Source organism: Luminiphilus syltensis NOR5-1B, assembly GCF_000158175.1.
GTDB classification, from domain to species: domain Bacteria; phylum Pseudomonadota; class Gammaproteobacteria; order Pseudomonadales; family Halieaceae; genus Luminiphilus; species Luminiphilus syltensis.
In genome coordinates, this window is the sequence record NZ_DS999411.1 from 1,930,400 (window position 1) to 1,943,652 (window position 13,253).

Here is a 13,253-nt window from a genome sequence, read left to right on the forward strand (position 1 = left end):
TCTCCTTGGATAAACAAATCCGTCTGGCTCGAACCATTCTCAATGGTTTTGAGGCCTACTTCGCTGAGTTCGAAAATATCACTCTCGCCGCACGAACTCGTTTCGAGAATGGAGAGTGGGCTGCCACCCACGAGGCATCGACGCGTCGCATCGATGTGTACAAGGAAAAAGTGCTGGATGTGCTTGGCTTTGTAAAGTACATCGCCGGTGATCGGCTTAACGATCGTTTGTTCTGGTCAGAAACGCGCGAGGTTTACGCGGGTCTGGTTCGAGGGATGACCAATTTTGAAATTGCAGAGACGTTTTATAATTCGGTCTACAACGCGATTTTTGGTCATCAGCATATTCGCGATGATTATGCCTTCGTTTTCTCGCCCCAGGGCGATATGCCACCGGTAGACGTATCCAAAGTCGTAAGACGCTATTCCCCCACCAAGAGCATGTCGGAAAACGTCAGGCGCTTGCTTGAGGACTATGCGCTGTCGCTGCCCTACGAGGATATGGAGCGCGACGTGCAACACATTTGCGACGCTATCAGGAGTCAGCTGAGGGATCATTTTCCGCTCGATGCCGACACGCTGGAAGTGCAGCTGCTCGAGCATCACTTTTTTCGGAATAAGGCGGTCTATATCGTCGGCAGGATTGTTGCTGGTGGCAAACAAATGCCTTTTGTCATCCCCATGCTGCATAACGGTGATATCGAAAACCCCGCCGTTTATATCGATGCCGCCCTGTTTGGCCCTGACCTGGTAAGTATGTTGTTCAGCTTTACTCGAACTTATTTCATGGTGGATGCCTCAATACCTTCGCAGTACGTGCTCTTCCTGCAGCAGTTGATGCCCAAAAAGGCCATTTCTGAGATTTACAGCGCGATCGGCCACCACCGTCACGGCAAAACCTTTTATTACCGAAGCGCCTGCCGGCATATGCAGGCCACTACGGACTCTTTTGTGGTAGCCCCCGGTATTAAGGGGATGGTGATGACGGTCTTCACGCTTCAGTCCTACGAGTTTGTCTTCAAGATCATCAAGGATCGATTTACGCCTCCAAAGGAAGTGACGCACGAGTTGGTCCGGGAGAAATATCAGTTGGTGAAGCGTTGGGACCGAGCAGGTCGCATGGCTGACACGCAGGAATTTACCAATCTGGTTTTTGAGCGGGCGCGGTTTTCTGATGAGCTGATGCAGGAGTTGCACGAAACCTGCCCCTCACAGATCGTCGAGCACGGTACCGCATTAATTATCAAGCATTGCTACGTCGAGCGGCGGATGACGCCGTTGAACCTATATCTTCAGACAGCTAATGACGATGAGGTAGAGGCGGTCATGCTCGATTATGGAAAGTCGATTAAGGAGCTCGCTGCCGCCAATATTTTTCCGGGCGACATGTTGCTGAAAAATTTTGGCGTTACCCGACACGGACGCGTGGTGTTTTACGATTATGATGAGATCGAGCCCTTGCTGAAATGTAACTTTCGCCGAATTCCACCACCCCGGGACGACTATGAAGAGATGGCCAGTCAACCGTGGTATTCGGTGGGCCCATACGATATTTTTCCCGAAGAGTTCCGGTTATTTTTCTCGGGCAATCAACGTGCGCGCAAAGCATTTGATGCGCACCACAGCGACATTTACGATGTCGAATTCTGGCACGGACTGCAGGAGCGCCTGCGCGCTGGCCATGTTGACGACTTTATCCCCTACCCGCAGCGGCTGCGTTTTTCACGAAGCGCGGCCTGAGTGAATAGTTTATGGCATCGATTTATCTTATAAGGCACGGACAGGCATCGTTTGGTAGCGATATTTACGATCAGCTATCGCCGCTTGGACAGCGTCAGGCGGATTTGGTGGGTCAGTATTTTCAGCAGGTGGGGATTCGCTTCGATTACGCCATTGCGGGAGATCTATCCCGCCAGCAGGAGACGGGGCGCCGCGTCCTCGCCAGTCAGGCCGAGCCCCCCTCGCTGAATACAGATCCTCGGTTTGACGAGGTCGACAACGATTCTCAGGTCAGAATTCTGCTTCCGGAGCTTGTGAAGCGAGATGACGCGTTGCGGAAGTTGGTTGATAGTGGCTTTGAGAGCAGTAAGGAGTATCAGAAGGTAATTAAAGCAACCTTTACTGCCTGGATTCTTGAGGGGCATCGCTATTCGGGGTTGCAGCATTGGTCCGAATACCGTGATGGTGTATCAGCGGCGTTGGAGGGGGTGATGCAGGCTGCAGGCGGTGGTACCAACAGTGCTGTTTTCACGTCGGGCGGGACCATCGCTACGGCGGTAGGCCTCGTATTAAAAGCCTCGGCAGAGCGTTTCTATGATTTTTATGAGCCCGTCTTCAACTGCTCTATCACTCGGCTTATCTTCAGCGGCTCGCGGGTGTCTTTATCCAACTTCAATGATGTGGCGCATCTGTCGCTACTGAGTGCACAGTTATCTGAGGATCTGGTGACCTACCGGTGACCGATATTTGGCTTGTACGGCACGGCGAGGCCGCCGCATTATGGGATCAATCCGAGGACCCGGGATTAAGTACAGTGGGCCAGCAGCAGGCGGAAGGAGCTGCTAACCGGCTGTTAAAAATACTACCCACGGATGTCGATCTGGTGACCAGCCCGATGGCTCGGGCAAGGGAAACCGCTGTTCCGCTCGCCCGGCAACTGGGAAGTCGGGTTGTCGTTGACGGGGATTTCTCCGAAGTAAGGGCGCCGGTCGCCCTGGAGCAGCGAAAAAACTGGTTGCGCCAGTTCATGCGTGAGTCCTGGCCAGAGCAGGAGGAGCAGCATTGGCTTTGGCGGAAATCAATGATCAATAACCTCTTGTCGCGCAAGAAGCCCTCAGTCGTTTTCACCCATTTTCTGGTGATCAACACCGTGCTGGGTTTCGTCCAGGGTGTTGATAAAGTGCTTGTTGCCTGGCCCGCCAACGCGTCGTTTCATCGCTTTCGGATTGAGGGTAATCAGCTGTTACTGATTGAGATGGGAGAGCAGATGGAATCGGTAGTGCTTTAGCGGGGCTGACCGAGTCGCATCAGACCCTCCTGTGCTGTTGATGCCAATAGTTTTCCTCGACGGGACCAAAGCTCTCCCCGACTAAATCCCCGGGCGTTGTCAGACCAGGGTGACTCACTGGTGTAGAGCACAAAATCGTTCAAATCCGGTGGGTTGTGAAACCAGATGGCGTGGTCAAGACTCGCCGCATTGAATTTGCCATCGAACAGGTCACCCTCGTGCGCAACGAATGCTGCCGAAAGCAGGGTGTAATCCGATAACATCGCGAGGGCAGCCTGCTGAAGCTGAATGTTTTCAGTGGGCATGCGGCCCCGGATGCGAAACCACGATGCCTTGTGCGCCCCCCCGGTCTGAGTGGCTCCCTTACTCGCTGTTCGAAGTTCGATGTGAAAGAGGTCGAGCAGGCGGTACCGTTGGTTGAGCGTGAGGCCCTCTTTATCGATAGGATTCAGGACCTCGCAGTGTTCTGGGTCGAGTATCTCAGGCATGGCTTCTTGATGGCTCAGACCTTCTTCCCTGATATGAAAGCTGATGGCGGCGCTGAAAATCGCCTTACCGTTTTGTGAGGCAATCACCTGACGAGTTGAAAAAGAGCGACCATCGCGCAAGATTTCGACGTCAAATTTAATGGGTAACTGCGGATCCCCTCCGCGCAGAAAGTAGGCGTGCATGGAGTGCGCGACGAGTGTATCCGGGACACTCAAGTAGCCGGCCAGAAGCGATTGCGCCAAAACCTGGCCGCCAAATACCCGTCCCTCAGCCTGGGGACTATCGCCAAAGAGTTGACCGTGGTCGCGAGGCCGCGGTGACATTTGACGCATCATTCGAAGAAAGGGGTTCTGTATTTCGACGGATTCCACGGCTATCAAACAGACTTCAGACCGAAATAGAAGACATCGAAATAGTCAACTGCCGTTGAGTCCAGATCGTCGACCTTTCGCCATAGGTCGATGTCCATTGATGCGTTTATAGCGCCCATCATCAGGTTTTTGACCACCGTGGTGCCAATGGGTCGTAACAGTCCTTCGGCGACACCCTGATCAATAAAGCTGGCCAGATAATCATTCAGGCGCTCGGTTCGAGCCAGCACCTTGCGTCGTTTCATGGGAGATAGCGCGGTAATAGTGTTGTAGCGGATAAGGGGTCCGAGTTCTGAGTTTTGAACATTAAAAATTCGTCGGCAGGCTTGGTCGAGTTTCTCGGGTCCGTTGAGCGACTGCGCATCGATTTCAGAATGAATAGCCTCTAACTGATCCATTGAATAGTCGTAGCATTGTGTGAGTAATGATTCCTTGTTGGCGAAGTGATAATAAAAGGCGCCCTTCGAGACCTGCAGGTTTTCAGCGATTTCGTCCAAAGAAGTGCCATTGAAGCCCTTCGTATTGAAAAAGCGTGTTCCCGCTTTGAAAAAGGCCTCCTGCTTGATTCTATTCTGCGCTTCACGATCAAACCCTCGTGCCGATACAGGGGTTCCTTGCATGAAAGGATGCATGGCGGGGTTGTAGTCACATTCCGCTGAGAATAAGCCGCGGGTAAAGAGGTCGCGCATGGCGCCACCCGCTCTGGCGGCGTCGGCTGGTTTCATCTCGTAGAGCCAGTAAAAAGACCAGTCCAGGGCGCCGATAAGAGCTCTTGCGGTCGTGGTGGAATGGCTCTGGCGGATAGTTCCTGATGTCATGCCCTCGCGGAGATAACCCCTGACGCGAAGAAATATATCGAGATAGCGCTTCTCGAGGAATTCCTTGTGTCCAGCCTTTAGCGAGGCGATCTCTAGCGGTGCTGCAAAATAGTCGCCTCTACCAGCCAGGGCATCCAGAATGGTATCGAAATGCCGTTGCATAAAGCCCAGAATGCGCTCTAGCGGGTCATTGGTCTCGAGCTCAACCTGATCCAATGTCTGATGCGCATTGGCAATCGAGGCCTCGTAGCATTGGAAGATCAGGTCTTCCTTGGTTTTAACGTAGTAGTAGAGGCTGGTTTTGGTCAGCCCCAACTTCGAGGCGACATCGGCTAGCGTCGTCGCTCGTGCGCCTCGGGTATTGAAGAGCTTTGCAGCCCGCGACAATATGGCATGACGCTTAGCCTCGTGTTGAATGCCGCGATTGAAGGGAGATTCGCTGCTGCTGGGTTGTCCTGCCAATGATCCGCCGCCTGTGTGACCGGTGCATAGAATTCTATGAGTTCGAAGATTTGAACCTTAGGTATTTTATTTGTCGCTGTCTATAGTGGCCGTCAGTATCGATAGCTGTCGCGTTGTTACAGGAATTTTGAAATCCCTTGTTTTAGGTGTGCGAAAATCACGCGCTTCTGATGCCGTTGACGAGACTCGTATGACCAAGACCGTGATTTTTGAACAAAACGCTGGGGTCGCTAGTATTATTCTCAATAATACCGAGAAACATAATTCGCTCGGTCAGGTTGAAATTTCGGCGATTGAGACTGCACTTAACACCTTGCCAGACGATATTCGAGTGGTTGTGCTCGTAAGCGGGGGAGGTCCCACCTTTTGCGGCGGGGCCTCTCTGAAGGAGCTCTCCTCCGGCGAACTGAGTGGTGATCGTTTTCAGGCGATGACTAACCATTTCGCACACCTACCCATCCCGACGGTGGCGATCATTAATGGCAATGTCTTTGGCGGCGGATTTGAACTGGCGGTCAGCTGCGATTTTCGTATCTGCGCCAGCGATATCACCGCTCGTATTCCCGCGGCTGAACTCGGTCTCTGCTATCCCATCGATGGTATTCGGCGGATTACTGCCCGGCTAGGCATTAATACGGCACGACGGCTGCTGGTCGGTGCCGAGCAGTTCGGTGCGGATGATATGAAGGCCCTCGGAATGGTGAGTGAGGTCGCAGAACCCGCGGCGGTTGTCGATACGGGTATGCAAATCGCAGAACGGCTTAGCGGCTTGGCACCGCTCTCAGTGAGGGCAATGCTTGAGATTATCCGCCAAACTGAAGAGGATCGATTTGATCCGGCCAGAGCCGCGGAACTTGCAGATATATGTTCAGGTTCCAATGATCTCAAGGAGGGGTTAGCTGCAAAGCGCGAGCGTCGTACTGCAGAGTTCCATGGTCACTAAGAAGCGTTCAGCGTTACCGGTTAACTATCGGCAGGCGCGTTAAGTCGCTGCCACTCCCGAAGCGCTGTTTTACTGCGATCTTTAACCGAAATGATCTTCTCCAATTCTTCCTCTGTGAGGGGTGCACGACCCCTCGTACTCGATTTCTCGAGTTCATCAGTCAGTTTGGCAAGCGCTGTTGCACCTATATTGAGGCTCATTGACTTCAGTGCATGAGCTCGCTTTCTGAGGCTTTCAAGATCTTCGCTTCGGACTAACTCCCAAAGGGATTCGACCTCGTTATCCGCCTGGTTTTCGAACGCGTTTAGTAGCCTCTCAAGGAGTCCCGCGCCGGACTGTGGATTAAGCTTCACAATCGAATTCAGAGTTTCTTCTTTAACAAGCGCAGCATTTTCTGGACTAATGCTGATAGTGGTAGACGCTAGGGCCTGTTTTTCAAGCGGTTCTTCATTGTTAGAGCAGGCAGGTGCCAGTTTTCGGATGGCCTTCTCAATTTGGGGTGCTGTACAGGGCTTCATTAGGAAGTCATCCATCCCTGCTTCAAGGGCACGTTCGCGCTCATTAGCAACAGAGCCTGCCGTCAGTGCAATAATAACGCTGGGGTGGCGGCCTTCTGCAACTTCGAATCGACGAATTTCTCTCGTGGCGTCAAATCCATCCATGATGGGCATTTGACAATCCATGAGGACCAGGTCGAAATGATGTTCTGAAAAAAGGGCGACACCACGCTCGCCATTCTCTGCAATCGTTGTATCGAAACCCAGGCTTGCCAATATCTCAGCTGCAAGCATCTGATTGACGACGTTGTCCTCGACCACCAGCACTTTGCCACTTAAGTCACCTGGTTTGTCATCTGTCGGCTCAACCAGTGGTACTCCAGAGCAGGCGTCCACCAGACCTGCGGTTGTAATGGGTTTGTGCATGCAAGACCATTGGCTTGTAGATCGGCGTTGTCCCAGGCTATGTATTCCCGTCATGAGCACCTTTTGAGCACTGCTTTTACTCGATTCGATATCGTAGATCACCGACTGATCGAGTTTTTCGTCAACTAGAATGGCGTTGCTGACGACTAGTGAATCAACCTCTTCTGGACTTACTCTCAAGCATTCAATACCCACCCTGATTCCCAACGAGGTAATTGACTGAGCAAGTAGATCGTCGTCCGTAATCACTCCGACACGAAAATCGAAACTGATGGGCTGTATCTCTACTGGCATCAATGGCAGTTCGACTTCCACAAGAGTGCCCGTGCCGTCGCCAGACTCAAGAATGTCCAATTTGCCGCCCAATAGGGTTGCGAAATTGCGGCAAATGGTAAGACCAAGACCAGTGCCGCCATATTTTCGGGTGGTGCTGGCATCTGCCTGAGTGAATTTCTCAAATATCCTATCTCTGACCTCCTCGTGGATGCCGATACCCGTATCCTGAACCGCAATAGAAATGGTGTCGTCGATAGTGCGCTGCACACGAACCGTGATATGACCTCTGTCAGTAAATTTGATGGCATTACCGAGCAGGTTGGTCACAATCTGCCGGATTTTCTGCGAATCGCCGCGATAGCGGTTGGCAATGCCTGCCTCTGGCAAATGATAAATCGCCAGCCCTTTCTTCTGCGCCGGCTCGCCCTGCAGATAGCAGACCTCATCAATCAATTCGATCAAGTCGAAGTCAGTTTCTTCCACTTCCATGCGATCCGCCTCGATTTTGGCGAGATCGAGAATTTCATTAATCAGATGCAGAAGCGTTTTTCCACTGTTCAATGCCGCTTTTGTAAAGCGACGCTGTTGCGGCGTGATGTCGGTCTTGATGAGCAATTCGTTCATGCCAATCATGCCGTGCAGCGGTGTGCGAATCTCATGGCTCATTACTGCCAGAAATTCCGATTTTGCACGGTTGGCTTCCTCCGCCTCGCGAGTGGCGAGTTCAAGGTCGAGCGTCCTCTCCTGTACTCGCTGTGTGAGCTCTCGCTCTCGCGCCTCGGCTTGGGCCAAATTCACGCGCGACCGCCACATCAGCAACGCGATAAGTGCCAGTGCGGAAAGCACGTAGGCAATGTATGCCAATTGACTCAACCACCAGGGCGGGCTCACCGCGATGGGTATCTGTAGACCCTCCCAATTCCAGTTGCCAAAACTACTCTTGGCAGCAACCTCCAGCATGTAATCGCCGGGCGGCAACGTAGTCAGGCTCACGGTTCGCTCATTGCCTTTATAAATCCACTCCTCTTCCAGTCCATTAATTCGATACGCGTACTGTATCTCTTCGGGAGCAATGTATTCAGCCGCGAAAAACTCGATCGAAGCGATCTTGTCTTCGTGTGACAGATTTAGTGAAAAGTTGGTATCTGTGGCGCTGAAAGGAATTTGGGCTTCCATCACTTTGATTGAGGAAATACCAACCTTTATGGGTGGTGGCTCTTTTACACCTGAGACATTCGCGAGAATATGAACACCGCGAGTGCTACCAAAATATATTCTATTGGGATTCTTGCTAAAGGAAGCTCCCATGTTGAATTCGGTTCTGCGTAAACCTAGCTGAGTGCTGAAGTGCTGATATTCGAAATTGCTTGGGTCGAATCGAGTTAATCCTAGGTTATGTGATAACCAGATCAGTTTTTTTTCATCGTAGTGTATGCCAAGAATAGATAGGCTCGGTAGCTGGAGCTGACGTGACAAGCTTTGTGCAGATTCAATGTTTCCCAGGTTATCGCGCTTAACGTGGATAAGACCGTGGGTATATGTGCCTACCCAGAGTTCATTATCTTGGCCATGAGCCAGCTCCCAAACCAGCACATCGCTAACATTGGATCCTTCAGAGCTACTAAGGTATTGAGAAAGGCCTAGAGGCTTCAATTTTTTTAACTGGGGATCAAGATGCATGATTCCATTTTGGGTGCCAACTAAAACTCCACCATCAAAATCTTCAAGTAGTGCAAAAGCACTGTCGTTTTCTGATCCAGTCGTGCCCGATCGGATAGTACGGATGACTCTGCCGTCTTCTGATACTACGCTCAAACCGCCGCCCCACGTGGCAACCACTATCTCTCCTGAGGGAGTGCTGGTAATGGCAGTAATCCCACGAGAATGCAGTGCGAAGTTGGAGTCGGGATCATAGTCAATTGGATAAACGGCATCCTCGCGGATTTCGTATTTAAATAGGCCTCCCTCAAAGGTTCCGATCCAAAGATTATTTTCGTCCGCATTAAGAGCCATGATCGTGTCGTCGACCAGCGCCTGGTGCGTCCCACTATTGATCGATGAAAAGCTCGAAGATCCTGGTTTTCTAAAGTTCACCCCAGCTTCAGTACCTATCCAGAGCGTTCCATCTTGTGTTTCGACTATGGCGTTAACTTCGTCGCTTGAAAGATCAGAGTTGGATTGATTGATGGTTTGGAGAACACTCTCTCGCCCTTGGACGAGACCTCGATGCGTCCCAATCCAGAATGTTCCATCGCTGGATTTGTTAATACTATATATCGGGTCGTCAGGTATCCCATCATTGAACTCCGTATAAATCGAGAAGGTTCTTCCACCATCCTCACTTATCGCGACGCCCTCGGCGGTACCAACCCAGATTCTTCCATCTTCATAAAAAGTCGTATAAACGACATCAGACGGTAATTGAAGGTAAGTCTTGTCCGCTGTGATTTGACGCTGTTGTTTAGTGCCTATGTCATATACGAAAACCCCAGCATTCTGAGTTGCAAGCCATATCTCATTTTCATGAATCTCGGCAGAGTATGGATAACTATCAGAGACGGACGCGTCGGCTATAATGGGCTCGGCAATTATCTCCGTGCCATTTATTTCAAGTTTATAAACGCCTTTATCTGCTAAAAGCGCATAAGCTGAATCTTCACTTGAGTTGATGATATCGATAACACGATCTTCATCGTCAAATAAGTCCAATGGAAGTGGAAAAGAGAACATCTTCTCAACTTCCGGCAGGAAAACACCGATCGCCCCCTGCATTCCTAGCCAAATTCTATTCCTACCGTCGATAGACATAGAAAAAATTGATAAGTCAGCAGTTTCGAGTACGGCAGGGGTGTTGAAGGATCTGTTTGCAAGATCGAAAGATTGAAGAGATGTAGATTTGGCGACCCAAACAATCCCTTCCGTGGTCTCTACAATCCCACGAAATTGTCCCGGGGCAAGATTCCCTGCATTGTTAGCCGCGCTATATTGCTCGACTCTCTTACCGTCGTATCGATTTAGGCCTTCCTGTGTTGCGAACCAGAGCGAGCCAGATCTGTCCTGAAGTATACTGGTGACTACACTTTGGCTGAGACCTGCGGAAACAGGAGATTCCCAAAAAATGAGGTCAGTTGTGGCTAAGCTAGCTTCGGCTTGGTGGGGACCTAGCTGGCTAATTAGTCCTACCGCTAGAATCCAGTTCGATATGCGCAACATTTTTGGTCTGGCCAGTGATGAATATTTCGGCTGTGATTGTCGGTAGTGCAATAAATACCAGCAACTTGAGTGACGAGATTATCATCATATTGCGCCTTAGGTGATTCATGCACACACAAAAAAGGAGGCTTTGCCCCCTTTTTTGTGTGTTGGTTTGATAATGCAGTTATTAACGTAAGCCTTGGCCCACTCGGATGCCCCAGCGGTGCCGCACCTGATCTGCGTCTGCCCTGATTCCCCAACGATGTCGCGCTTGATCGGCGTCTGCTCTAATTCCCCAGCGATGGCGTGCTTGGTCGGCGTCTGCTCTGATTCCCCAACGATGACGAACCTGATCAGCGTCAGCACTTTCTTCATTGCTGGCTACAGGAGCATCGGTAGCAGAGGTATTGGATTCTGCCCACTTTAGCGTGGCACGGTTGCTGCTCGCTTGTGCATCGGTATTTGCTGAGGAAACAGCGCGCCCCTCTGCCCACTTGAACGTGGCGTAGTTACTTTTTCCGGCGATGCTACCCGCCACATTCTGAACGGCAGTCATACCACCGCGAAGTTGGTCTTCGGCAACCGTTGTTGACGCTGCGATGGCGAAACAGGCCGCGATCGATGTGGTGCTTACGATTTTCTTAATGCCCATGACTGTTACCTCGTTAACTGCGTTGTCTCTTGGAAAAAGGTGCGCGGTGCTGCGCTTTCCTTGATGTCATGACTGACTCTAGAGACGACTGGAGGTAAGTCGAAGCATATCCATTACCCAAATGGGTTATGTGATCAACTAAGGTTAATGTCGGTTGGAAATGGGGTTGACGGTTAATCCGAGGTGCTTAGTGACTCTATTTTGGCGCGTTCGGACTCGTATTTTTGGAGCCATTCGATGTTCAGGGGCCCAAGCCTGTCAGCGCTGAGGTGGCCGTCGAGGCGCTCCAGGTGCTCCTTTACCCCCCAGTGCACCGTTTGGCTGGCACCCTCTGCTGGCTCATCCCTAAGCCGCTGCTGCAGCCCCGGCAATGTTGGCGCGCCATTTGAATCCACTTCGGCGGGGCCTAGTAACTGTTCTGTGCCGAGCACAGCAGCATCGATATTCATACCCAGATTTGCGCAGCCTTTCTCCCCCAATGTGATTGCCCGGCTGGCACTGGCATGGCCTGAGCCTTGAACAAATGGGCTGTACCTGAGGGTTCCGTCCGGGTTAATGGCGGGCTCAGCGCTGCTTGTCAGCATGCATTTGATGTCGTCATTGCTCAATGAGGGGTCAAGTTGCAGCAGCAGAGCGGCTATACCCGAAACAACCGCCGCCGCCTGGGACGTGCCAGTGGCAACGTATAAACCAGATCTGAGCTGGTAATTGGGGTTGTCCCTGACGAGAGTGGAGCCGGGGGGAACGATGCCAGTCATATGACCACCGGGCACGACGATATCTGGCTTGGCGTGCCCCGTAGGTGTGGGGCCTCTAGATGAAAAGTCGGGGATATAGTCGTCGCTACGATCGACAGGTGTCCACGAGTCGGTCGTGGCGCCTACGGTAATCACGTAGGGGTTGTTTCCAGGGGAGCCAACACTTGACCACGCCGGGCCCTCATTCCCCGCCGCGGTAACCACGACAATGCCCGCCTGCCAGGCTTTGAGAACCGCTTGATTAATCGGATCTCGCCAGTACTCAAACCGGGGAGCTGCCGCCAGTGATAGATTCATCACGCGGATGTCGTATTGTTCGCGGTGCGCAATGACCCAGGCGATGCCGCGAATAATATCCAGAAAGTCACCACTGCCATCGGCATCGAAGACTTTGACGGGGACGATCCTGGCGTCGGGTGCGACGCCGAGATAGCTGTGGTGTTTGGAGCGGGGTGCCGCTCCACTATTAAGGAGAATGCTGGCGATATGTGTACCGTGACCACTTTGATCGAGGAGTGCAGCGCTTTCTTTGTTTTCAATGGCATCGAAGCGTGCAATCACGCGGTCTTTTCCAGCGGTATCCTCTGCCAGCGGAGGCACCTCCCAGAATCCGGAATCCACGACGGCGATGGTCACTCCTTTTCCTGTGACGCCCTCTGCATGCAGGAGATCGGCTCCGACGACTCGCGTGTAGTAATACTCGTGGTCATTGTCGGGATACGCTGGAATCAATGTGGCGGAGCAGCCATCGGCACTGGCGATAATCGAGTAATCATTCTGGGAAGAGGCTACAACCGACTCACCGAAAATCAGCGATAAGGTGCTGGCGCCGGGAGGCAGCGAGATACGGTCGGTTGAAAGATGGGCAGGCCCCTGCGGTCGCTGACGCGCTGTCAGGATATCTTGCGCGTTCAGCCGGGCGCTCTCCAGTGCGCCGATGCGATCGGGCCAATCGAGCGCTATCGATTTCAGGCCCTTTGCTGTGTCGGAGAAATTAAATAGCTGCCAGCGTACCTCCCGGTCACTCATTTCGAGTTGAAGGGACCCATCGAGGACGCAGTCGCGTTCTTCCGGTACTTCGACCGGATTAAAGTCCTCCACGACACGATCGACGCCAGGAGATAACTTCAGGGTTTTGAGCATGGATCGAGGTAGATTGCCACCCACGCCAGATACGATCGGGAGCGAGTGGGTGACATTGCCTCCAAGGGATTCCAGTGTGGTGGCAAGCCCGCTGAGGTCCCCGCCCTGAAGCAATACCTGAAGTTCCTCGCCGTCGGCAGACGCTGTTCCGCCGGTCCCTGAGGCGGGCAGGGGCGGGGAGCCCAGTATCAGCAGCGCCACCAGTAAGCGAGCACCG

Annotated in this window: 9 protein-coding genes; 4 read left to right on the top strand and 5 right to left on the bottom strand. The window is 52.3% G+C overall.

Features of this window, described 5'->3' with window-relative positions; genetic code table 11:
* The first annotated feature begins 5 nt into the window (after positions 1 to 5).
* Genes aceK through NOR51B_RS08770 form a run of 3 tightly spaced genes read left to right on the top strand, consistent with a single transcriptional unit; the run spans position 6 to position 3,006 of the window.
* Positions 6 to 1,739, top strand: a complete 1,734-nt coding sequence (gene aceK, locus NOR51B_RS08760; RefSeq protein ID WP_009020577.1) for a bifunctional isocitrate dehydrogenase kinase/phosphatase — start codon at positions 6 to 8, stop codon at positions 1,737 to 1,739.
* Positions 1,740 to 1,750: 11 nt separating this feature from the next.
* Positions 1,751 to 2,458 (top strand): histidine phosphatase family protein, encoded by a 708-nt coding sequence (locus tag NOR51B_RS08765; RefSeq protein WP_009019305.1) that lies wholly within the window; start codon positions 1,751 to 1,753, stop codon positions 2,456 to 2,458.
* On the top strand, positions 2,455 to 3,006 hold the full coding sequence (locus NOR51B_RS08770) for a histidine phosphatase family protein (protein ID WP_009019563.1): 552 nt from the start codon (positions 2,455 to 2,457) through the stop codon (positions 3,004 to 3,006). The genes NOR51B_RS08765 and NOR51B_RS08770 overlap by 4 nt, the downstream gene beginning before the upstream one ends.
* On the opposite strand, the gene NOR51B_RS08775 is transcribed toward NOR51B_RS08770, so the two are convergent.
* Positions 3,003 to 3,818, bottom strand: a complete 816-nt coding sequence (locus NOR51B_RS08775; protein ID WP_050759445.1) for an acyl-CoA thioesterase — start codon at positions 3,816 to 3,818, stop codon at positions 3,003 to 3,005. The genes NOR51B_RS08770 and NOR51B_RS08775 overlap by 4 nt on opposite strands.
* A gap of 53 nt (positions 3,819 to 3,871) precedes the next feature.
* Positions 3,872 to 5,146: a TetR/AcrR family transcriptional regulator gene (locus NOR51B_RS08780; RefSeq protein WP_009019207.1), complete on the bottom strand. Its 1,275-nt coding sequence runs from the start codon at positions 5,144 to 5,146 to the stop codon at positions 3,872 to 3,874.
* A gap of 190 nt (positions 5,147 to 5,336) precedes the next feature.
* Between NOR51B_RS08780 and NOR51B_RS08785 the strand changes: the two genes are divergently transcribed.
* Entirely contained in the window at positions 5,337 to 6,089 is a 753-nt protein-coding gene (locus tag NOR51B_RS08785) for an enoyl-CoA hydratase/isomerase family protein (RefSeq protein ID WP_040481968.1), read from the top strand.
* 20 nt (positions 6,090 to 6,109) lie between these two features.
* Here NOR51B_RS08785 and NOR51B_RS08790 read toward each other — a convergent pair whose 3' ends face one another.
* The 3 genes from NOR51B_RS08790 to NOR51B_RS08800 all read right to left on the bottom strand — a co-directional run bounded on the left by NOR51B_RS08790 (position 6,110) and on the right by NOR51B_RS08800 (position 13,237).
* Positions 6,110 to 10,501 (bottom strand): hybrid sensor histidine kinase/response regulator, encoded by a 4,392-nt coding sequence (locus NOR51B_RS08790; RefSeq protein WP_081443926.1) that lies wholly within the window; start codon positions 10,499 to 10,501, stop codon positions 6,110 to 6,112.
* 169 nt (positions 10,502 to 10,670) lie between these two features.
* Positions 10,671 to 11,135, bottom strand: coding sequence for a hypothetical protein (locus tag NOR51B_RS08795; protein WP_009019864.1), 465 nt, complete (start codon positions 11,133 to 11,135; stop codon positions 10,671 to 10,673).
* A 173-nt stretch (positions 11,136 to 11,308) separates the two neighbouring features.
* On the bottom strand, positions 11,309 to 13,237 hold the full coding sequence (locus NOR51B_RS08800; RefSeq protein ID WP_154647649.1) for a S8 family peptidase: 1,929 nt from the start codon (positions 13,235 to 13,237) through the stop codon (positions 11,309 to 11,311).
* Between the last annotated feature and the right edge of the window lie 16 nt (positions 13,238 to 13,253).